General features: G+C 60.4%; 12 protein-coding genes. 9 read left to right on the top strand and 3 right to left on the bottom strand.

The features are described from left to right. The first annotated feature begins 436 nt into the window (after positions 1-436). Complete coding sequence (locus ESZ00_RS15815) at positions 437-3,856, top strand: TonB-dependent receptor (RefSeq protein ID WP_164981547.1); 3,420 nt, start codon at positions 437-439, stop codon at positions 3,854-3,856. 209 nt (positions 3,857-4,065) lie between these two features. Beyond that, the gene (locus ESZ00_RS15810) at positions 4,066-5,253 is read left to right on the top strand and encodes an acyltransferase family protein (RefSeq protein ID WP_129209269.1); all 1,188 of its coding nucleotides are present in this window, start codon (positions 4,066-4,068) and stop codon (positions 5,251-5,253) included. A gap of 39 nt (positions 5,254-5,292) precedes the next feature. Here ESZ00_RS15810 and ESZ00_RS15805 read toward each other — a convergent pair whose 3' ends face one another. Beyond that, positions 5,293-7,701 (bottom strand): glycoside hydrolase family 15 protein, encoded by a 2,409-nt coding sequence (locus ESZ00_RS15805; RefSeq protein WP_129209268.1) that lies wholly within the window; start codon positions 7,699-7,701, stop codon positions 5,293-5,295. 332 nt (positions 7,702-8,033) lie between these two features. Between ESZ00_RS15805 and ESZ00_RS15800 the strand changes: the two genes are divergently transcribed. Next, positions 8,034-9,359 carry a hypothetical protein gene (locus ESZ00_RS15800; protein WP_129209267.1) on the top strand — a complete coding sequence of 442 codons (1,326 nt, stop codon included), beginning with the start codon at positions 8,034-8,036 and terminating at the stop codon, positions 9,357-9,359. 17 nt (positions 9,360-9,376) lie between these two features. Here ESZ00_RS15800 and ESZ00_RS15795 read toward each other — a convergent pair whose 3' ends face one another. Continuing rightward, the gene (locus ESZ00_RS15795) at positions 9,377-10,393 is read right to left on the bottom strand and encodes a zinc-binding alcohol dehydrogenase family protein (RefSeq protein WP_129209266.1); all 1,017 of its coding nucleotides are present in this window, start codon (positions 10,391-10,393) and stop codon (positions 9,377-9,379) included. A 247-nt stretch (positions 10,394-10,640) separates the two neighbouring features. Continuing rightward, on the bottom strand, positions 10,641-11,711 hold the full coding sequence (locus ESZ00_RS15790) for a LacI family DNA-binding transcriptional regulator (protein WP_129209265.1): 1,071 nt from the start codon (positions 11,709-11,711) through the stop codon (positions 10,641-10,643). Positions 11,712-11,911: 200 nt separating this feature from the next. Between ESZ00_RS15790 and ESZ00_RS15785 the strand changes: the two genes are divergently transcribed. The 6 genes from ESZ00_RS15785 (at position 11,912) to ESZ00_RS15760 (ending at position 22,263) form a co-directional block, all read left to right on the top strand. Next, positions 11,912-13,708: an alpha-L-fucosidase gene (locus ESZ00_RS15785; protein ID WP_129209264.1), complete on the top strand. Its 1,797-nt coding sequence runs from the start codon at positions 11,912-11,914 to the stop codon at positions 13,706-13,708. Positions 13,709-14,723: 1,015 nt separating this feature from the next. Continuing rightward, positions 14,724-18,026, top strand: a complete 3,303-nt coding sequence (locus ESZ00_RS15780; RefSeq protein ID WP_229741323.1) for a TonB-dependent receptor — start codon at positions 14,724-14,726, stop codon at positions 18,024-18,026. An 82-nt stretch (positions 18,027-18,108) separates the two neighbouring features. Continuing rightward, positions 18,109-19,245: a phosphatidylinositol-specific phospholipase C1-like protein gene (locus ESZ00_RS15775; protein WP_229741324.1), complete on the top strand. Its 1,137-nt coding sequence runs from the start codon at positions 18,109-18,111 to the stop codon at positions 19,243-19,245. A 185-nt stretch (positions 19,246-19,430) separates the two neighbouring features. Further along, complete coding sequence (locus tag ESZ00_RS15770; RefSeq protein WP_129209262.1) at positions 19,431-20,168, top strand: (Fe-S)-binding protein; 738 nt, start codon at positions 19,431-19,433, stop codon at positions 20,166-20,168. Further along, the gene (locus ESZ00_RS15765) at positions 20,165-21,613 is read left to right on the top strand and encodes a LutB/LldF family L-lactate oxidation iron-sulfur protein (protein ID WP_129209261.1); all 1,449 of its coding nucleotides are present in this window, start codon (positions 20,165-20,167) and stop codon (positions 21,611-21,613) included. Before ESZ00_RS15770 ends, ESZ00_RS15765 begins: the two co-directional genes overlap by 4 nt. Continuing rightward, the gene (locus ESZ00_RS15760; protein WP_129209260.1) at positions 21,610-22,263 is read left to right on the top strand and encodes a LutC/YkgG family protein; all 654 of its coding nucleotides are present in this window, start codon (positions 21,610-21,612) and stop codon (positions 22,261-22,263) included. Before ESZ00_RS15765 ends, ESZ00_RS15760 begins: the two co-directional genes overlap by 4 nt. Positions 22,264-22,336: the final 73 nt, after the last annotated feature.

The raw sequence follows: 22,336 nt of genomic DNA, 5'->3' as shown, positions 1-22,336 counted from the left end.
GCTCGCCTTTTGCGGCATGCATCGCAGGAGAAGTTCTCCGCACGCTTCACGGCTCGAAACAGGCCGCACACCTCTGCGCACCGAGCCTTTCACACCCAGCGAACCCACGTTTTTCCAATAGTTTTGCCTGTGGCGGGGCCTGTTCCGTCCGCTCTCTGCTTCACTGTGAAGAAACTGTGAAATACATGGATTCTCTTCCTGCAGGGTGGGTACTGTCCCACCAACAAGCAGCCTCTTACAGCTTTGGGGTGATTCCTCACACCTTCTCTGGCCGAGCTTTGCTTGAGGCCTTTCGAGCCCTAAACAGCAGTTGATCGAAGCAGTGGATTTCAGGAGGATGCAAATGTGTCAGTCGGATTGTGGCCGCCGAAGCGGTGTATGCCACACGCAGGATCCTTTCCAGCCAGAACAGATTTTGGGCCGTCGCCTCTGGCGGATGTTTTTCTTACTCACCTTCTTGGTATTTCCCGGCTGCTCCTTCTTTTCGTTGCATGCGCAGAGCTTCACCGCCGCTATCACCGGTACGGTCACGGATCAGAGTGGGGGCGCCGTAAATGGCGCAACGGTCATGATCCGGAATGTCGACACCAACGAGACCCGCACCTTAAGTACGGATGCCTCCGGCCTCTATACCGCTAACCAGCTTCTCCCCGGCAACTACCAGCTCTCCGTGACGATGAACGGCTATAAGAACTTCGTCGAGAACGGCATCACGCTCACCGGCAGCCAGCGCGCCGAAGAAGATGTCCAGCTGCAGGTCGGTACTGCCGCGCAGGTCGTCCAGGTCAGCTCATCTCCGATTGGTCTGGATACTCAGACCGCCAACCGTGAAGTCACCATCGAGTCCGATCAGCTCGAACTGATGCCGACCAGCTTCCGCAATCCGCTGTATGCGGTGCAGAGCACCGCCGGAGTCGTCTCCGTCCGCACCGGTCTCAATGCGTATATGACCGACCAGAACCAGAACCGCTTCTCACTGAACGGCGGACGCGACGAGAGCACCTCGGTGCTGGTGGACGGTGCTTCGATCGTTGCTCCCGATCTCGGCGGCGCCATCGCTACTCCGAATATGGATGCCACGGCCGAAGTGCAGGTGCAGCGCACCGCTTACGATGCGCAGTTCACCCACACGGACGGCGGCGTGGTCAGCCTTATTACCAAGGCCGGCAGCAACGACTTCCACGGCAGCGCCTTTGAGTACTTCCGCAACGACCATCTGGATGCCAACAACTGGGACAATAACCACGCCGGAGTGGCCCGTCCGCTCTATCAACGTAATCAGTTCGGCGGCAGCATCGGTGGCCCGGTCTGGAAGAACAAGGCATTCTTCTTCTTCGCCTATGAAGGTCTTCGTCAGGCGAGTGCGGACTCCTTCAGCGGCTTTATGCCGACCGCTGCCGAGCGCAGCGGCGACTTTTCCTCTTCGGGTGAAACCCTCTACGATCCCTTCAACCTCGACTCCAGCGGCAACCGCGTAACCTTCGCCTCCGAATACGGCAGCAACGCCATCCCCTCTGCACGCATGGACTCCGTCGGCAAGACCATTGCCTCACTCTTCCCCGAGCCCATGTCCCAGTACGCGAACAACACCTCGTACAACTACTACATCAATTCCGAAGACCCCTCGAACTACGACAAGATCGATATCCGCGGCGATTATGTCTTTGGCCCCAAGGATTCGATTTTTGCCCGTATCACCAAGGCCTGGCAGCACAATCCGGCAGCCAATTACTTTCCCTCGGTGCCTGGTTTCAATCCGAACCAGGGCGAAAACGATTTCCGCCAGGTCATCCTGATCAACAACACCTGGACTCCCACTCCGGACTGGGTCATCAACGCTGTTGTGAGCTATGGCAAGTGGACGGAGCAGGACACCTCGCCCAGCTTCGGGCACGATCCGACCGCGCTCGGCTTTTCCAGCTCCACGACCAGCCAGTGGCAGGAGAGCGATGCGTGGCCTGAGTTCAGCTTCAGCAACTACGCGACCCTTGGTCAGAACTCCTATGCAGATACGCCGCATGAAACCGATGGCCTGCAGATCAACGTCTCCCGCCAGCTGAGCCGGCACAGCCTCAAGTTCGGCTTCCTCGGTGAGATCGAGCGCCTGTATCCGCACAATCTCTATTCCCCCATCTTTAACTTCACGTCCAACATGACCGCCGGTCCTACGCCCGGCGCCAGTGGCACCGGTACAGGTGATGCCGTCGCTTCGCTGCTTCTCGGCGCTGGCAGCAGCGGCAACACGATCTACCAGGTGGAGCTCGATCTGCAGCAGATCAACTGGGGCTGGTATGTGCAGGATACGTATCGCGTCAACGATCGCCTGACCGTCTCCGCCGGGCTTCGTTATGACCTTCAGGGGCCGCGCACCGAGCGCTACAACCGCCTGAACAACTTCGATCCCTCGCTCACCACGACCGACAGCGGTACGACGCTGACCGGCGGCCTCAGCTTCCTCAACTCGTCGAAGCGCGGTCTGTGGGATGCGAACTACCTGAACTTCGATCCGCGTATCTCGGTCGCTTACAAGCTCACCGACAAGCTGGTTGCCCGCGCAGGCTACGGCATCTTCAATCCCAATACCTATGCCTACAGCTCTGACGCTCAGGACAGCTCCGACGGCTATTCCGCCACGACCACCTGGGAGGCTACCGAGAACGGCAACGGCGTGACGCCATACAACCTGCTCGCGAATCCTTATCCGAACGGCCAGAGCCAGCCCACTGGAAGCAGCCTGGGAGCGCTGACCGACCTCGGCGATTCCGTCAACGCGACCTTCCGCCATCATCCCAACGCGTACGTGCAGGACTATAGCCTCGATCTGCAGTACCAGCTCAGCAGCGCCGGTGTGCTGGAAGTCGGCTATGCCGGCACCCAGGGCCGCCAGCTGCTGCGTGGTGTCTCGGAGAACCTCGACCAGCTGCCCGCGCAGTATCTCAGCCAGGGCATCACGGCCTTGACTGCAACGGTGGCGAATCCTTACGCCAGCGTAATCACCGACACCACCAGCTCGCTCTATGGTTCCACCATCCCTTACTGGCGCACGCTGGTGAAGTATCCGCAGTTCAGCAGCGTCAACCAGCTTCCCGACACCCCCGGGTCGAGCTCCAGCTTCAACGCACTCTCGGTGAAGTACAACCAGCGGATGGCGTACGGCTTGAGCGCACTCTTCACCTACCAGTGGTCGAAGGCGATCGACAACACCTCGGAGAACAACAGCTGGGAGGTTTCCGATGCCGTACGCGATGTCTTCAACCCGAAGCTCGACCGCTCGGTCAGTGCGCATGACATGCCGCAATCCTTTGCCGGCACGCTGAACTGGGATATCCCAGTTGGCCGCGGCAAGGCCTTCGGCGGTGATATGAACCGCGCTCTCGATGCGGTGATCGGCGGCTGGAAGTGGAGCACGATCCTGCGCTTCAACGACGGCCTCCCGATCCACCTGACAGAGACCAGCTCACTCTCGGACTTCAACTATGGCGTAGCCCGTCCGAATATTACCTCGGAGAAGGCTCTGGCCAAGGGTAAGGGCAGCATCAGCGGCACGTACTTCAACACGGCCGCGGTCAGCTATGCGAGCAGCGGAAACAGTCTGGCCATCGGCAACGCTCCCCGCTACATCGGCAGCGTGCGCTATGCCGTGACCGAGGATGAGGACATGGCGATGGAAAAGAACTTTGCACTCTATCGCAATGCCATCTTCAAATTCCGGGCAGAGGCATACAACATCATGAATACCGCCTCTTCCTTCTCGGCGCCGGATACCAACCTTGGCGATACCGCATTCGGCAAGTCGACCTCAACCACCAGCGTCGGACCTCGTACCCTGCAGTTCGGCGCTCGTATCGAGTTCTAACAGTACGGCAGTCAGCCGTCATGCAACAGGAATGCATTTTTGCAGTGGCCAACTTGACCTTCCCGGTGTTTCTCCGGGAAGGTCTTTTTTTCGACAGATGCCCGTGTTCACAGACATGCTCTCCTGATCGCATTCCACTGTGAAAAACCTTGTATCTGCCGCGCATCCGCCTAAGCTGAAAGTCAGTGAGCCAATTTGTGAAGACCATTGTGACAAGTTCTGCCCCTGCTCCTCAGGCGAATCCCGGAAGGCCCGCTTCGGGCACTGCCCGTATGGCCTCGCTCGACATCCTCCGCGGACTCACCGTCGCCTTCATGATTCTGGTCAACAACGCCGGAGATGGTGCGGCATCCTATCTTCAGTTGCGCCACTCGGTATGGAATGGCTGCACCCTCACCGATCTCGTGTTTCCCATGTTTCTCTTCATCATGGGGATATCCATGGCGCTCTCGTTCGAGTCCCGCCTGCGCAAGGGAAGGAGCCGGGGTGAGATTGCGATAGAGGCCGCGCGCCGCGCCGCCACGATCGTAGTCATCGGTCTCGTTCTGAATGCGCTGCCCTTCTTCCATCTGGATACGCTGCGCTACTGCGGCGTCATGCAGCGGATCGGACTCTGCTATCTGATGGCAGCGTTGATCTATCTTGCCGGCCAGGCGCGCCTCACAGCCATCGTCACGGTGGTTCTGCTTGTCGGCTATTGGGCTTTGATGACCTGGGCGCCGGTGCCCGGCTGCGGCGGCAACGGCGCGACGCTCGGCATCCTCAACCAGCCCTGCAATCTCGCCAGCGCTCTCGATCGCATGGCGATTCCGGTGGCGCATCGCTATCGCCACACGTTCTACGATCCCGAAGGCCTGCTGAGCACACTGCCTGCGCTGGCTTCGGTGCTCATTGGCGTGCTGGTGGCATCATGGCTCCGCGCACCTGTCTCGCAGAGAAAAAAGCTCGGCTGGCTTGCTGCTTCCGGCGCTCTTTTGGTTGGGATGGGGTGGATCTGGAGTGAAGTCTTCCCGCTCAACAAGCGGCTCTGGACCAGTTCCTACGTGCTCTTCACTGCGGGAATCTCGCTGCTGCTGCTCGCCGCTGCCGCAATGCTGTTTGACGGGGAAGGTGAGCAGACTCCACTTCGCCGCTGGTTCCAGCCGCTGGCCTCTGTCGGGCGCATCTTCGGCACCAATGCGCTGACGGCCTATGTGCTCTCGGAGGTGCTGTCCATCGTGATCGGCGCCATCCATGCCGGCAGCGCAGGCACCCTGCAGCGGCTCACCTATCTGTGGCTGCCCGGTTTCCTCGTGCCCGGTCCCTTCCGTTCGCTTGTCTGGTCGGTACTTTTTGTCGGTGTCTGCTTTGTGCCGGTTGCTGTACTCTACCGCAGACGCATCTTCCTCAAGCTCTAAAAACGATGCTAGGTCGATACGCCCTAGGTGTGCCGGAGATTACTCCGGCACACGCCAGGTGTCCGGCATAGAAGATCCCTGCCCATCGGTCAAGAAGAGATTCCAGCGTCGCTGATACTCCTGCTTCCACGATTCCACTGTGCGCTCGTAACTCATGTGAGGATCGCCTGCAGCCTGCCACTTCAGCCGCACCACGCGCGTTCCCGCGGGCAGGTGCAGGCCGTCTGCCTCGGCCTGTACCGCCACGCCATCCGCGGTTGCCGAGTCGAGCTTCCGGAACCACGGAATGTGCAGCACCAGTGCTTCCGGTGCATGCGTGAAGGCGCTTTCGATCGTCAGCTCTGCCGTATTGGCGCCTGTTTCGCGCAACGTAAAGTCGAGCGAACCGAAATACGTCGGTGCATGGGTAACGCGAATCTCCTTGCCTGCGCCGATCCACTCCGGTGATACCGCCGACAGCAGATGCAGGCTGTCGCCCTGCTCGCGCACCATCATGTTGCGCAGCAGGTTGCGGTAGTCGGCGGCAAACCAGCCGTGCGGCGAGAGGTTCCCCTCGAAGTCCCGCGATCCCCAGGGCCGGATGGCATATTCGAAGCCTGCTTGCGTGGAGCTGGTGTGCAACAGCTCCGCGTAGAGCTCGCGGATGGCCTGGTGATCCTCGCCGCGCACCAGTTCGGTGAGCGTGTTCTTGATGGTCAGGTAGTGATGCAGAAAGATGCCATCATCCGGCTCGGCATAGGTGGTGATGCCTTCCTGGTAGCGAGCCTGTGTACTGTGCAGCGTCGCTGTTACGCGCGGATCGAAGGGATCGAGCACCGGCTCCGGCGTCACCGAGAGCAGATTGCCCCAGTCCGTACCCTTCCATGCGCCGGCGTCGAGGGAGGGCGGGATGATTCCGCCTTCTTCCTTCGACGCCTTGCTAAGCAGCGCGAAGAAGGTCGCGCGGTAGTCGTCATATTCGTGCTGGAATCGTGCCGCATCATCCTCGTGTCCCAGCGCGTGTGCCAGCGTAATCGCGCCCTGCAGTCCATCGAGAGCGAGGAAGTTGTAACCCGTCAGGTGCCCGGCGACATACTCGTTGTCGCGGACATCGCTGGCCGGCATCACGTGCAGCGGATCTTTCATGCGCGCCGCAATCAGCCAATCGACAGCCTTCACTACATGCGGATACACCAGCCGCGCGAAGTCCATATCCCGCGTGCGGCGGAAGTGTTCGCCGAAGGCCCACAGCGCTTCGCCCCAGCCGTCATACTGCTGCGGCTGGGAGAGAAAGTTGCCGTCCGGCTGTTGCCGCGTGAGAAAGAAGCGCGCGATCTGTCCGCCGATGTCGGCGTAGCCGGTGGCATCGTACATGCGCATGTAGTCGGCAGAGTCGCGCAGATAGAACCGGTGATATTGGAACTGGCTCGCCGTCTGCACATACTGTCCGTCGACCATGTTGCGATAGAGCAGGTCATACATCAGGCTGGCGCGGAAGGTATCGACCGCCTTCGCCTCGGGTACATTGATCCCCATGCCGCGTGCGATCATGGCGTGCCAGTAGTCGACAGTGTGCTGGTAGGCCACGTCATAGCTGGCGGCGAGCGCCTGCTGCGCCTCGGGAGAGCCCTGTTTCACCGGGATCAGCGGCATGCGCAGGTCAAGCGTCACGGTCTCGCCCGGTTTGAGTGGGACGGTATAGCTCACGCGGCAGGCAGGGGTAGCCGGTGTCAGCTCCATTTTGCCGGAGAGTTTGTCTGAATCGAGTGGCCCGACGCGGTTGTAGTGGGTGTGCAGGGTCAGCGCCAGCTCGGGCCTGGGTTTCTGCGGATAGAAGTACAGCACCCGGTCCTGTCGCTCACAGGCGCCATCTCCGATGCGGTAGCTCCATTTAGGGTCGAACGCCTCGCCAGGCTGCTGATAGTCGCCCACGCGTTCTGCCGTCACGGGCCTGCGGAACCGGTTGTCCGCCAGCGCCTCTGTCGTGGTCTGCGGGGCCTGGTAGCGCATGGCCGTGGTCAGGAAGGCCGCGCGCGGCGTAGTGCCGGGATTGTGCAGCGTCACCCGCACAAAGTTCACGATCTGCCCCGGCGCATGGTCCGGATCGACCGCCGTCTGCACCGGAACTTCAGCCGCGAAGGTGGTGAAGGTGTAGTCGATTCCCAGCTGCCGCACCGTTCCCTCGATGATCGGCACATAGCCATCTTTGAGGGTACGGATGCGCTCCACCAGAGGCGTCTGCTCGGGTCCGGTAAAGAACATCAGCTCGCCGTACCCGGAGTAGAGAAAGCCCTCCGGCGTAATCTCCGTAGCCGAAGGCGCATTCATCACACCGATCACGTCGACCGGTTTGCTGAAGTAGGAAAAGGGGCTGCCTGGCAGGTCGATCTCCGGCGAGACCATCTGGGCCTTGGCCAGCATTGCCGATGCCGGCAGTAGAACGAGACAAAGGGCAGTGCGCCGGCTCAAGTGCGGCGCCCTCAACGCGAACAATCGCAAGTAGCTTCACCAGTCAGCGGGGATTCGTCTTCAGGCCGGTCGAGCTGAGCCGGCTCATGTGCAGATTCGCATCGCGGCATATGCGCGGTAAGGTGTTTTCACTGTGATACGCATGGAGCTGCGTCCTGTCTACCTCTTCCGGTGTGCATTTCACAGTGAAACACCTCTTCCCGAGCCACTTGCTCATCGCCCCGTGCGCTGCTAGCGTGGAGAACAATGATCCCTTGTCCCGTGCAGTGGAAGGCAATCGAGGCCGCCGGTCATCGATCTGACCGCGTAGACTCCTGCCTCAACGGAGCGAGATGAACGCCGCAGTTCCGGAGTCCGATCCGCGGTGGCAGCTCACGCTCGAAGTCGTCAATTCGCCGGCCTTCGAGCGATCGCCGAGGCTGCGCGCCTTTTTGCTCTTTATCTGTGAGCTTGAGCTCTCCGGGCGCAGGCTGGAGATCAATGAGCAGCTGATCGGTATTCACGTCTTTGGCCGCGCCCCCGGTTATAACCCCGGCGATGACAGCATCGTGCGTTCCCAGGCACGGCTGCTGCGGCAGCGTCTCGAAGAATATTTCCGTTCAGCCGGCCGCACGGCCGCGATGCGGATCGAAATTCCCAAGGGCAGTTATGTGCCCTTTTTTGAGGCCAACGTCGAGCCCGAGCCCGTCGCCGCGGCTGTGCCTCCTCCTGTGACTTCCCGCATCGAACCGCCGCCATCCTTTGAGCCGCCCATCCACATCCCTCCGCCGGTTTCTTCTGCGACGGAAGAGGTTCGCTCCCGAAAGTCCGGCCGGTGGATTTTGGGGGTCATCGCTTTGCTGGTGTTCATCGGGGCTGCCATCTCTCTGACGCGCATTCTGCGTCCGCATGCGCAGCCGCAGGACCTCGAGACACGATTCTGGAGCCGGCTCTTCGATCCTTCGCGTCGGGCAGTGATTGTCCCCGCCGACAGCACGCTGATTCTCATTGAAGAGCTGACAGAGAAGCCGGTGAACCTGGCTCACTACCTCAATCACGACGATCTGCGTTCGCTCGATCTTCTCCGCTCGACTGCGGCCATTCACCCTGGCGATCTCGAGAGTTCGCAGTACACCAGCATGGCCGATCTCAACCTGGTCGCGCGCCTCATGACCGTGCCCGAACTCTCGCGGAGCCGGGTGCAGGTCCGCTATGCGCGCGAGCTCAGCATGAGCGACGCCAAGGAAGACAACCTTATCCTCATCGGAGGAGAGCGCGCCAATCCCTGGGTGGAGCTCTTTGCTCCGGGCATGAACTTCGCAGTGGACTATAACTGGTCGACCCGGCAGAACACCGTGGTCAACAAGGCACCGCACTCTGGAGAGTCGGCTACCTATGCCGAGGGCCCGGATGGGCCGCAGAGCTCAGCCTATGGACTGATCGCCTTCCAGCCGAGCCTCGACCACCAGGGTGACACGCTTCTCGTATCCGGCACCACCAGCGCCGGAACCCAGCTTGCCGCAGATTTTCTGTTGAATGCCCGGACGCTCGACCAGTTCCTGCAATCCATCGCCAAGCCGGACGGCTCCATTCCTCACTTCGAGCTGCTGCTCGTCGGCCGTAACCTCGGCGGCAGCGTCCCGACCTGGTCCATTGTCGCCTATCGAACAAAAACTTAGCAGTACGCCGCAGCTTCTTAGGTGTCGAGCGTGAGCATGATCTTGGTGAACGCTGCCGGGTTTGCATCCCATGCTTTGAGCAGGGCAGGTGCCTCTTCAAGTGGCGCAATCCGGCTTACGGTGGCGTCCACGGGGAAGTGACCGCGCTCGAGCATGCGGATCACCTGGCGGAAGTCTTCGGGCAGGGCATTGCGTGAGCCGCGGATATCGAGCTCTTTCTGAACGAAGGATTTGGTTTCGTAAGAGACCTCTTCCTTGGCATACCCGATATAAACGACGCGGCCGGTGAAGGAGACGAGCTCGACGGCGGAGCGAAAGGTTTGCGCCATGCCGACGGCTTCGATGATGACGTCGGGTCCGTTGCCCCCGGTGAGTTCGGCGAGGATCGGCGCAATCTCCTGGCGCCGGGAATGAATGGTGTGCGTCGCGCCGGCGCGACGGGCAATCTCCAGCTTGTCGTCATCGACATCGATGGCTACGGTGATCGCATTGCGGAAGGCCGAGGCTGCGACCGCGCCCAGGCCCACGCCCCCACAGCCGAAGATGACGGCTACATCCTGCGGGGTCACCTGCGCCCGGGCTACCGCGTGGAAGCCGACGGTGAGCGGTTCGACAAGACAGAGTTCCGTCAGACCCAGTTGTGCCGTGTAGAGCTTCTCCACTGGAACGCGGATGTATTCGGCAAGCGCGCCATCGCGCTGCACGCCCATGGTCTGGTTGCACTGGCAGGCATTCGGGCGCTGGTTGCGGCAGGAGGCACAGTCGTTGCAGCAGGTATAAGGCGAGAGCGTGACATCCATTCCTGTCCGCAGGCCGTGCGCCTCCTCAGGCAGCTCGACAATGGTTGCGGCAATCTCGTGCCCCGGGATACGGGGATAACTCACGAGCGGATTGCGTCCGCGATAGGAGCTGAGGTCTGTGCCGCAGAGCCCGACGCGGCGCACGCGCAGCAATGCTTCGCCTGGCTTGCGCACCGGTTCCGGCACATCCTCGATGGTTACGATGCCGGGGCCGTGCATGACCAGGGCTTTCATGCGTGATTCCCTGCAAAGGAGAAGTGGAAATCGATGCTGCCTGCGCTGCGGTTCCTATACCTGCTTGAGTTCGGATGCACGACGCTCCTTCTGAGAACCCGGGATGGGCTGTTTATTTTGGGAAATGTCAGGAAACCGGCTCAGTATACGTTAACTGTATCGGAAATATAGGAAGGTTTGTTGGAACGGCGATTGTGCGGTCCGACAGAAGCCTGTAAGAAAGCGCATGCAGGAAACAGCTGGATCGTCAGTGCCTGCGGGAGGATTTGCACGGTGCGGAAGCTCGTGTCCCGCTCTGCCGGGCTGGTTTGCGAAGCGATGAGGCGCGAACCACCAGCTCAGGGTTGAGGATCACGCTCACCGGCTGCGGCCTCTTTTTTGAGCTGAACATATTCAGCAGGATGGCGGCAGCGCGCTCGCCGATCATCGTGCTGCGTTGATCGATGCTCGAGAGAGGAACGCGTAGCGAGGCGTCGTAGTGCAGATTACCGCAGCCGATCAGCGCGATATCCTCGGGGATGCGAAGGCCGGCATCGAGAATCGCATTCATCGCGCCGATCGCGAGCGGATCGTTGAAGCAGAAGATGCCGTCTGGCCGAGTCCGCTGTGCAAGCAGATAGCGAGCAGCCTCCGCGCCGTGCCGGATACTTTCGGTATCGACGTGGATGTGTCCGGTGACAAGCGATTCGGAGAAGGGAAGTCGGGCTGCGCGCAGCGCCTGCCGGTAACCCTCGTAGCGGCGCACGCCGGTGCTGTGATTTCCGCCGCAGATATGGGCAATGTTGCGGCAGCCCTGCTGGATGAGGTGCTCCGTGGCAAGACGGCCGGCCGCTATATCGTCGATGCCGACAAAGTTTGCAGCCAGCTCGGGAAATTCGCGATCGATGAGGAGATAGGGCTGCTCCGCGCGCTCCAGGCGTTCGAAGGAAGTGGCATTCTCCGCGGCCGAGGCGATGACCAGCGCATCGAGTCGACGCGCGAGTAATTGTTGGATCTCACGCGCTTCGAGCGACGGGTCCTCTTCCGAAGACGAGAGGATGATGGAGTAGCCCTGTGCCCTGACTGCGCTGGAAAGCGCCTTCGCAATTTCGGCGAAGAACGGATGTAGCAGGTCCGGCACGATAAGTCCGATGAGATAGCTGCGGCCTGTGACCAGGCTTCGCGCAAGAACGTTCGGTTGATAGTCCAGTTCGCGCACGCGTTTCATCACGCGCTCTTTGGTCTCTTCGGCGATATCGGGATGATCGCGCAGCACCTTGGAGACAGTGACGACAGAGAGCCCGAGATCCCGGGCGATGTCCTTCATGCGAACGGCCATAGGTGGAATATAGAGCAATCGTTCTGTTCTTTTCTGCCTGGAATAGAAATCGTTAACTGTATCGTTGACAGCTGAGAGGAGCCAGCCTATATTTCGCGGAGAAGAAGGACGATTCCAGGCAGGCCGAATGCCGCATGCGCGGTAGGAGTGATAGAACTCTGTCGCTGAAGCCATGCCAATCGTAAAGGGGAGATCACCGGATGTTACGCAGAGACTTTTGTAAGCTGGCCGCCGCTGCGGCTGCTGCCCGCGCAATCCCGTCACTGGGACAGACACCCACCGCCGCAGCTCTGCCTCCGGGATTTCACCAGTATCGTGAGGATTACGCTGCCTATTGTGCGACGCCCGCGAAAGACAGAATCTTTTATGCGCTGAGGGACGGAAAGATCGTAAAGACGCAGCTTGACGAGGCCTCCTGGAAGCCGACGGAGTGGGGAGAGCCTCCGGTGCTGCCGATTCCCGGTGGTTCATGGGACGGTGTTCCGATGGATTCTCCGATTCCCGGACTCGGCGGCACCGGGCCCTTCCAGGGAAATTGGGATTCGCTGCTCGCATACGAGGCTCCGGAGTGGTATCAGGATGCGAAGTTCGGCATCTGGGCGCACTGGAGCCCGCAGTGCGTGCCGGAAGACGGCGACTGGTATGGCCGCAGGATGTACGAGGAGAAGGACGACGTCTACAAGTTCCACCTGGAGCATTACGGTCCGCAGTCGCGCTTCGGTTACAAAGATCTGTGCGCGCAGTGGACGTTACTGAATTGGGAGCCGGATGAATTCATTACGCGGGCAAAGAAGGCCGGCGCGCGGCTCTTCATCGCCCTGGCCAATCATCACGACTCCTTTGACGCGTGGAATTCGAAGCATCAGCCGTGGAATGCGGTGTCCATCGGCCCGCACAGGGATGTCATCGGCACGTGGGCCGCGGCGGCGCGCAAGCAGGGCCTGCGCTTTGGTGTGACCGTGCACCAGGCGCGCAACTGGTGGTGGTTCCAGACCTCGCATAACGCGGATACTGCGGGTCCGCATGCAGGCATTCCATATGACGGAGCCATGACGCAGGCGCAGGGCCGCGATCAGTGGTGGGAGGGACTCGATTCGCAGCGGTTGTACGGCGCGAAGCATCCCTTCGATGCGCTTCCCGATGTCTCTTTTGTGAAGAACTTCTACGACCGGACAGTCGATCTCATCGATCAGCACGATCCGGACCTACTTTACTTCGATAATCCTCGCCTGCCCATGGGCTGGGGCGGGATGAACCTCGCCGCTTATTTCTACAACCACAATCTGAAAACCCGGGGAAAGATGGAAGCCGTGCTCAACGGCAAGGAGATTCCTGACAACCTGGCCAAGGCACTGGTGGCGGACTACGAGCGCGGTCTCACCAGCGGGATCATGAAATACCCCTGGCAGTCGGAGACCTGCATCGGCGACTGGCACTACAACCGCAGCCTTTATGAAAAGCCAGGCGAATATGGCGGCTATCTGCCGCCCCGCGATGCTATCCACTGGATGATCGATACGGTCAGCAAGAATGGCACCTTCATCCTGAATATTCCCGGCCGGCCGGATGGCACCATCGACAGCAAGGAAATTGCGGTGCTCGACGGTATTACGAAGTGGATGGAAGTCAATGGCGAGGCCATCTACGAAACGCGCCCCTGGAAGGTGTATGGAGAAGGGCCGAATGTCATCGAGAGCGGAGCTTTTCATGGGAAGAGCATCGCGGCGCTCGGCGTAAAGGACATCCGCTTTACGAGGAACAAGGCAAATACTGTGATCTATGCCATGATGCTGGGCTGGACGGCGGAGCCGGTGGTGATCCGGTCACTTGGCACCGCCTCCTCCTCCAATCCTGGAAAGATCGCACACGTCGAGCTCATCGGTACCAGTCAGCCGGTGAAATGGAACCAGTCTTCGCAGGGGCTGAGCATCGCGCTTCCCAAAGGCTATGCACCGTCTGTGGACTATGCAGCGGCGCTGAAGGTGTCTCTGGCCTGACAGATGGATGGCCGTAGTTCCGGCAGAGGGGAATGTGTCTCCATATCCTTATCCGCGCACAGGCGTTCGCATGCCTGTGCGCGGATAAGAAGGAAACTTGCGATAAGACATGATTTCGGCGCAGTCCTGATGTGGCGAGAAAAGATGCGGCACCTATGAAAGAGGAGCCAATCACCGGCATATGTCACAGCGACTTCAGGCTTTCTGATACAGAGTGTTTGAGGGGAAGGGCTTCCAATTTTTGCTGAGTCCCAGCGAAGAGCTGGAACCCGATGCACGCGCGAGCGTGAGTGCACCAGGGGGTAATACAGGGGTTAAGTGCGTGTGCCTTTACCGGTCGGAATCTTCATTGGGGTCAGCGACTCGCGTGCGGTGATACTGCCGCTTTTCGCAAACCGGACACTTCCAAGGGTAAATGTGCACAAGACGCAAGCATTGTTCGAAAAATCCGACAGTACGACGTCGGACCAAGGCAACTCCGCAAGAAGAGCAAATCATTGGGCCTGGCCTCTGAGGGCTTGTACAACTTGTTGTTGAAAAGTTGAATTGATTATGCGTGATATTGCAGGTAATGCCAAGACGATTCTGCCGGAAGCAGATGAATATCGCGTCATGCCCACATAGCGATTCAGCAAACGATGCGGACTGGCTGGATCGCTGGCCTGCCCAGGCTGGTCTGCTCTGATCGCCGTGTGGTAGGATTTTCGCCGTTTCCGGGTATTGTCTATTTTGTAATCCTGCATTCATCGTTAGCGGTTAAGTTGAATCATGTTGGACAGCCTGTGCCAGGCTCCCGGGCGCCAACCGTAATTTGTGCCTCCGCTTCTTGAGCATCGCGCGGAGGGAACCTCCTCATTCCTCAGATTTGAAGTTGCACGGAGAAGCCGTAGCTATGACGGCGAAGAAGAGCTCTGCGCAGAAAAGAGAAGATGAATTGACAGGGATTAGTTGTAATTCTTTTTTTCCTGTGAAGCGCGGCCGCGGCCGTTTGCTGAGCGGGTTATTGCTGTTGGGTTTGGCCACAACGCTCCCGATGCAGGCGCAGTTTGAAACCTCATCGGTCCTTGGTTTTGTTCGCGATTCGAGCGGTGCGCCGATCGCCAACAGCAAGGTTGAGCTCATCAACACCGCCACGGGCACGATCGTGACCGTGAATACGGATAACCAGGGCCAGTACGAGTTCACCAGCGTGCACGCCGGGGAATACAAGGTTGATGCCGGCGCGGACGGCTTTGCCGAATCGCTGACCTCGCCCTTCTCGGTCACCGTCAACTCGCGTCAGCGCGTGGACGTCAAGCTGCAGCCGGGCAGCCATACGGAAACAGTCACGGTCACGGGTGCAGCGTTGCAGCTCCAGACCGAAACCAGCGACTCCTCGACCATCATCAATCACTCCGAAGTCGAGAATCTGCCGCTGAACGGCCGCGCCTATGGTGACCTGGCCACGCTGGTTCCAGGCGTTCACACCAATATCCTGGAAAACCAGACGGTGACCAGCCGCGATGCTTCGTTCAACGTGAACGGTCAGCGTTCGGAGTTTAATAACTTCCTGCTCGACGGTCTGGATAACAACGCCTATGGCACGTCGAACCAGGGCTTCTCGAACCAGGCTATTCCGCCCTCGCCGGACGCCATCGACCAGTTCCAGGTGCAGACGAACAACTATTCGGCCGAGTTCGGCCGCGCCTCGGGCGCTGTCATCAACGTGTCGATCAAGAGCGGCACCAACGCTCTGCACGGCAGCGTGTGGGAGTACAACCGTAACACCGACATGAACGCGGAAGGCCCCTTCGTGGCCAAGTCGAAGCCCACGCTGATTCGCAACCAGTTCGGCGGTGCGGTCGGCGGTCCCATCCTCAAGGACAAGCTCTTCTTCTTCGCCGACTATGAAGGCAACCGCCAGTCGCAGGGCTCCTATGCCACGGCAACCATTCCGACCACGGCTCAGCTCCAGGGCATCTTCAAGGACAGCTCGGGCAACGCGATCCCGCTGCGCAACCCGGTTACCGGCACCGTCTACACGGATGGTGTGGTTCCGACTTCGGACTGGACGCCGCTGGCCAAGCTGGTCTTCGCCGCGCTGCCCCAGCCCAATGCCAACACCACGCTGAACTACGCGACCACCAACTACGTCGGAACCCCGGTTGCGACCCTCACCGACAACAAGGGTGATGGCCGTCTTGACTACTACATGAGCCCGAAGACCAACATCTTCGGCCGCTACTCGAAGCACAAGGGAGATATCGTCGATGCCTCGTCGATCCCCGGCGATGCGGGCGGTGGCGGCAACGGCACGATCCATGCGTATAACCAGCAGATCGCGGCTGGTGTCACGCACTCCTTCACGCAGAACCAGATTGTCGATGCCCGTATCGGCTTCACTTGGACCCAGGGCGGCAAGACCCCGTATCTGGCCGGCGAAGAGAGCTTGAATACTGAGGCTGGCATCCCGGGTCTCCCGACCGATACCTCGGTTATTCGTAAGCTGAGCTCGGAGGCCGTGCAGGGCTTTACCGCGTGGGGCGCGCAGACCTCGAACCCGCAGTTCCAGAACCCCTTCGTCATCGACCCCAAGATCAACTACACCTGGCTCAAGGGTCGCCACTCGATGAAGTTCGGCTGGGAGTTCCTCTCGCTCAACACTGAGATCGACGACTTTAACCCGGTCTACGGCTATGAAGACTTCAACGGCGCTTTCAGTCAGAACGGCGGCGGCACCAGCTCCTCCGCGGACGCGCAGGCTGCCTACCTCACCGACTTCCTGACCGGCGCCCGTGCCACCTATCAGCTGAACAACCACGTCGTCATCAACCAGCACCAGCGCATGCACTTCTTCTATGCGCAGGACGACTTCAAGTTCACGCCCAAGCTCACCATCAATGCGGGTCTCCGCTATGAGCTGGCTACGCCGGCTTACGTAAGCGGCAACCACCTGGCGAACTTCGATCCGACGAACAACACCCTGGTGCAGGCCAAGAGCGGTTCGCTCTATGACCGTGCCCTGGTCAACATGCCCAAGCTGGACTTCGCGCCGAACTTCGGTTTCGCCTACCAGGTGGCGCCGACGACTGTGATCCGCGCGGCTTACGGCCTCAGCTTCGATCAGTTCAACCGTGAAGGCGGCGAAAACCTGCTGGCCTACAACGGTCCGTACATCGTCAACTCTTCCATCACGCAGGTTGCTCCCTACGCCTATTCCGGCACCAAGGAAGCACTGTGCTCTGGCGAGAACTACAGCGGCTGCTTCCGTACGGTGGCGCAGGGTTATCCGACGGACTTCGTGAGCTCCTCGAATTTCAGCACGCTGCTGGCAGAAACCCGCTTCATCCCCAAGAACATCTCCACCGGTTACGTGCAGAGCTGGCATGCTGACGTGCAGCAGCAGGTCGGCAAGAACGACACCTTTACCCTGAGCTATGTCGGTTCGCACGGTGTCCACCTTTGGGTGCTGGCTGACTGGAATCAGGCGGCGATCAACGCTCCGGGCGGAACTCTGAACCTGCAGTCACGTCGCCCCATCTCTACCTTCACCGGCATCGAAGTCTCTCTGCCCGAAGGCTTCCTGCGCTATAACTCGCTGCAGGCCAAGTGGGAACACCGCACCTCGTACGGTCTCTACCTGCTGAACGCCTTCACCTGGGGCCATGCGATCGACAACGCCTCCGGTCACCTCGACACGCCGAATGGCGACAACTCGCGTATCGTGCTCGGCAACCCCCAGTACAACGTGGGTCAATCGGCCTACAACCAGCCCATCAACGATACCCTTACCCTGGTCTATGACCTGCCTTACGGTAAGAATCGCCAGTGGGGCGGCGGTGCCAATCGTTGGGTCCAGATGGCGCTCGGCGACTGGCAGATCACGGCCACCAACATGGCCACCAGCGGTGCGCCGGTTAACCTGACCTACTCGGATAGCGCGAGCCAGGACATCAGCGACATCCTTGTCTATCACCCGTATGTGACCGGCAATCCGAAGAACAAAAAGAGCGCCTGGGTCAAGACGTCCACCTCGCTCAACGGCTACCTGAACTCGAGCGCGGTTGCTGTCCCGACCTCGCAGCAGTCGCCGCTGGGCAACTCGGGTCGTAACTCGATCCGCGACCAGGAATTCAACCAGCTCAACCTCGGCCTCCACAAGAGCTTCCGTCTGTGGAACGACACCACGAAGTTCGACATCCGTGGTGAGGCCTTCAACGCGCTGAATCACGTCAACTACCAGGCTCCGGACTACAACCGCAGCGACAGCACCTTCGGCCAGATCAGCTCGGCCTTCCCGGCGCGTCAGCTGCAGGTTGCCGGCAAGATCACCTTCTAATTCACACAACCTCACTTTGGCTCCGCATAAGATCTCTTGTGCGGAGCCAGATTTTTTTGAACAGCAGCGAAAGGATGTTTCCGTGTTGAAGACAGGAATGGCGCGAGGGACGAGCGCGATCGTGTGGTGTGCGCTGGCGGCGACCGGCGTGGCAGCGGCGCAGAACGATGACAGTGTGCGCATGAACCAGATCCAGGTGATCGGCACGCATAACAGCTATCACGCGGGCTTTGCCCCGAGCGCGGCAAAATACTGGCAGGAAAAAGCTCCGAAGGTCTACGAGGGGCTGAACTACAGCCATCCGACGCTGACCGCGCAGCTCGATGGCGGCGTGCGCCAGCTGGAAATCGATATCTTCCCTGATACCAAGGGCGGCCTCTTCGCACATCCCTATGGTGAAAAGGCCATTGCCGAGGCCGGCCTGCCGGCCGATCCGCCGTACAACGCCGATGGTGTAATGGACAAGCCCGGCTTCAAAGTCCTGCATGTGCAGGATATTGATTACCGCAGCCGCTGTGAGCCCTTCACCGCGTGTCTGGCTGAAGTGCGCAAGTGGTCAAAGGCCCATCCGCATCATCTGCCTGTCTTCCTGCTCATCGAAAACAAATACGGCAAGCTGAAGGACGTGCCCTTCCCGACGGTTACGCCTGAGGAATGGACCCCTGCAATCTTCGACGACCTCGATAAGGAGATTCGTTCGGTATTTCCGGAGAGCGAGATCATCACGCCGGACGATGTGCGCGGCAAGTATGCCACGCTGAACGAGGCCATCCGGGCAGGCAACTGGCCAACCCTTAAGCAGGCGCGGGGCAAAGTCATCTTCCTGCTGGATCAGCGCCGCTACGAATCCATGTATACCGAAGGCCATCCGGCGCTGCAGGGCCGCATCCTCTTTACGAATGCAGTGCCTGGAGCGCCCGATGCAGCTTTTACCGAAGAGAATGACGGCACGCCGGAGGAGATCGATGCGCTGGTGAAGCAGGGATACCTGGTCCGCACGCGCTCCGATGAGCCTGGCCGCGAGGCGCCGAAGAATGACACCTCGCGCCGTGATGTGGTGCTCAAGACCGGCGCGCAGATTATCAGTACGGATTATCCCGCGGCGGAGAAGCATGCTTCGGGTTATGAGGTGGAGCTGCCCGGTAACGCCGTGGCGCGGTGCAATCCGGTGCTGCAGCCGGCGGGCTGCACGGACAGCGGGCTGGCTGCAAAAAAGTAAGCGACAGTAGAACCATCGGAGGGACGGCGCGCCGGCAGCATCGAGGCGCGCCTTTTCTTCTTCGGCTTTTATGAGGCTCGTCGCAGTCATGGCAATTCCAGGGGGAACCTGTTCCATGAATTTGCACTATGCTGGTTTGAGCGGCTTGCTGCCGTAATCTCCCTGCCAGTGAGGGTTCCTCCACCGTGCGCCTGTCGCTCTTCATCACCTGTTATAACGACACGATGTTTCCGGAGACCGGCAAGGCCGTCGTCCGCGTGCTGGAGCGTCTGGGGCACGACATCTCTTTTCCGCATGAGCAGACCTGCTGCGGCCAGATGCACTGGAACACCGGCTATCTGAAGGAAGCGGTGCCGATTATCCGGCATTTCGTCAACGTATTCCGTGATGCCGAGGCGGTAGTGATTCCGTCCTCGTCGTGCGTAGCCATGATCCGCGATCATTATCCGAAGGCCGCCGAGGCGAGCGGCGATGCGGCCTTTGTCCGCGAGGTCGAAGCGCTGCTGCCGCGCGTCTGGGAGTTCTCGGAATTTCTGGTGAAGAAGCTGGGTGTGGAGGATGTGGGCGCGGAATTTCCGCATCGCGTGACCTACCACGCAAGCTGCCACTCGCTGCGCGGGCTGGAGCTGGGCGATGTGCCGTTGCGCCTGCTGCGCAACGTGCGCGGTCTGGAGCTGATCGAGCTCAAGAATGTAGACCGCTGCTGCGGCTTCGGGGGAACCTTCGCCATCAAGAATGCCGACGTCTCGACCGAGATGCTGGGCGAAAAGATGGCGTCGATCGAGGAGACGCACGCCGAAATCTGTACGGCCGTCGATAACTCCTGCCTGATGCATATCAGTGGCGGTTTGCACCGGCAGAATGCGGGCGTGAAAGCGATGCACATCGCGGAGATTCTGGCCTCAACCGGCGGTGTGCAGTGAGCGCGGGCGTTGGCCATGCCTGGCCGGATGTCGCTTTTCCCGAGGCTGCGAAGGATTCGCTGAAGGACGAGCAGCTTCGCCGTAATGTGCGCCACGCGACCGACGTCATCACCACCAAGCGCGGTCGCGTGACCGGCGAGCTGGAAGACTGGCAGGCGCTGCGTGAGTCGGGCAGCGCCATCCGCGCCCATGTGCTGCGCAATCTCGATACGTACCTGGTGCAGTTCGAGCAGGCCTGCACCGCTGCGGGCGGCCATGTGCACTGGGCACGCGATGCCGCGGAAGCAAATGCCATTGTGCTCGGATTATTGGAGCCGAAGGGCGCGAAGGAAGTCCTCAAGATCAAGTCGATGACCACCGAGGAGATCGGGCTCAATCGCACGCTCGCCTCTCATGGTATCGAGGCGAAGGAGACCGATCTCGCCGAGCTCATTATTCAGCTGGGCAAGGACAAGCCCTCGCACATCGTCGTTCCCGCTCTGCATAAGAACCGCCACCAGGTGCGCGAAATCTTCTCCCGCGAGATGGGGCTCAAAGATCTCGGCGATCGTCCCGAAGACCTGACCGAGGCCGCGCGCCAGCATCTGCGCGAGCGTTTCCTGAGTGTGCCCGTGGCCATCAGCGGCGCAAACTTTCTTATCGCCGAAACCGGCGGCGTCTGCATCGTTGAGTCCGAGGGCAACGGTCGCATGTGCCTGACGCTGCCCGATACGCTGATCACCATCGCCGGTATTGAGAAGGTGCTTCCGCGCTTCCGCGATATGGAAGTCTTCCTGCAGACGCTGCCTCGCTCAGCGACCGGCGAACGCATGAATCCGTACAATTCGGTGTGGACGGGCGTGCATGATGGCGACGGGCCGCGCGAGTTTCACGTGATCCTGCTCGACAACGGCCGCTCGGAAATCCTGAAGGATGCCGAGGCGCAGCAGACGCTCAAGTGCATCCGCTGCGCGGCCTGCCAGAACGCCTGCCCGGTCTACCGGCAGACGGGTGGCCACGCATACAGCTCGGTCTATGCGGGCCCTATCGGCGCCATCCTAACGCCACAGCTCTATCAGCTTCAGCGCGGCTCCACGCTGCCGTATGCGTCTTCATTGTGCGGCGCGTGTTATGAGGTCTGCCCGGTCAAGATCAATATCCCCGAAGTGCTCATTCACCTGCGCGGCGAAGTCGTGCGCGAAGAGCAGAAGACGCTCAAGGGCAAACTGGGTCCGTGGAATCTGGGCATGCAGGCCGCTGCGAAAATTTTCATGAGTGGCGATCGCCTGGAACTGGCGCAGCAACTGGGCCGCATGGGGCAAAAGCCCTTCGTCGGCGGTGACGGCTTCATTCATCATTTGCCCATGATGATGAGCGGCTGGACACAGTCCCGTGACATGGCCGCGATGCCGAAGGAGAGCTTCCGCCAATGGTGGGAGAAGCGCGAGAAGGGAGCCCAGGCATGAGCACAGCGCGGGAGGCGATTCTCGGGAAAGTGCGTGCGGCTATCGCAGACGCCAACGGAATGAGCAGCGACGAGCAGCGTGAGCGGGACTATGCGGCGCTGCCGCGTGCCTACGCTCAAAGCTCTCCACTCGACGGGGCCGGACGGCTTGCGCTGCTGGCCGAGCGGCTGCATGAGTACGATGCAGGCGTCTACGAGACCACGCGCGAGGGGCTGCGGGCGAAGATCGATGAAGTGTTGCGCAGCCGCAACAAGCAGCGGCTGGCCGTGCCGGATGCGACTCCTGCGGACTGGCTGCCCAGTGGCTTCGAATTCGTGCCTGGTGAAGATAGGACTGCGCTCGAGCTCGACAAGGTGGATGGCCTGGTGAGCGGCTGCACGGTGGCCATCGCGCTGACCGGCAGTCTCGTTTTGCAGAATGCCGCGGCGCAGGGCAAGCGGGCGCTCTCGCTGGTTCCGGACTATCACCTATGCGTCGTCTTTGCCGATCAGGTCGTCACGACTGTGCCGGAGTGTTTTGCGCGGCTGGATGCGGCCTCGGCACTCCCCACAACCTTTATTTCCGGGCCATCCGCCACTGCGGATATCGAGATGACGCGCATCAAGGGCGTGCATGGACCGCGATTTCTGGATGTAATCCTGGTGCGCTAGCGCTGCCGGGTTTTCCTCTCCGGGCCGGGCTGTGAAAGAATCTTGGCAAATGCCTCCGGAGAGCTCTTTCGGG

This window comes from Silvibacterium dinghuense, assembly GCF_004123295.1.
Lineage (GTDB): Bacteria > Acidobacteriota > Terriglobia > Terriglobales > Acidobacteriaceae > Silvibacterium > Silvibacterium dinghuense.
Note: the sequence above shows the minus strand (reverse complement) of the source record. Positions and strands in the feature narration are given on the sequence as shown.

What these genes read in the sequence shown, in the direction of transcription:
- ESZ00_RS15815 (WP_164981547.1), top strand. Translation starts at nt 437, where the DNA reads ATGTTTTTCTTACTCACCTTCTTGGTATTTCCCGGCTGCTCCTTCTTT.
- ESZ00_RS15800 (WP_129209267.1), top strand. Translation starts at nt 8,034, where the DNA reads ATGAACGCCGCAGTTCCGGAGTCCGATCCGCGGTGGCAGCTCACGCTC.
- ESZ00_RS15795 (WP_129209266.1), bottom strand. Translation starts at nt 10,393, where the DNA reads ATGAAAGCCCTGGTCATGCACGGCCCCGGCATCGTAACCATCGAGGAT.
- ESZ00_RS15790 (WP_129209265.1), bottom strand. Translation starts at nt 11,711, where the DNA reads ATGGCCGTTCGCATGAAGGACATCGCCCGGGATCTCGGGCTCTCTGTC.
- ESZ00_RS15785 (WP_129209264.1), top strand. Translation starts at nt 11,912, where the DNA reads ATGTTACGCAGAGACTTTTGTAAGCTGGCCGCCGCTGCGGCTGCTGCC.
- ESZ00_RS15760 (WP_129209260.1), top strand. Translation starts at nt 21,610, where the DNA reads ATGAGCACAGCGCGGGAGGCGATTCTCGGGAAAGTGCGTGCGGCTATC.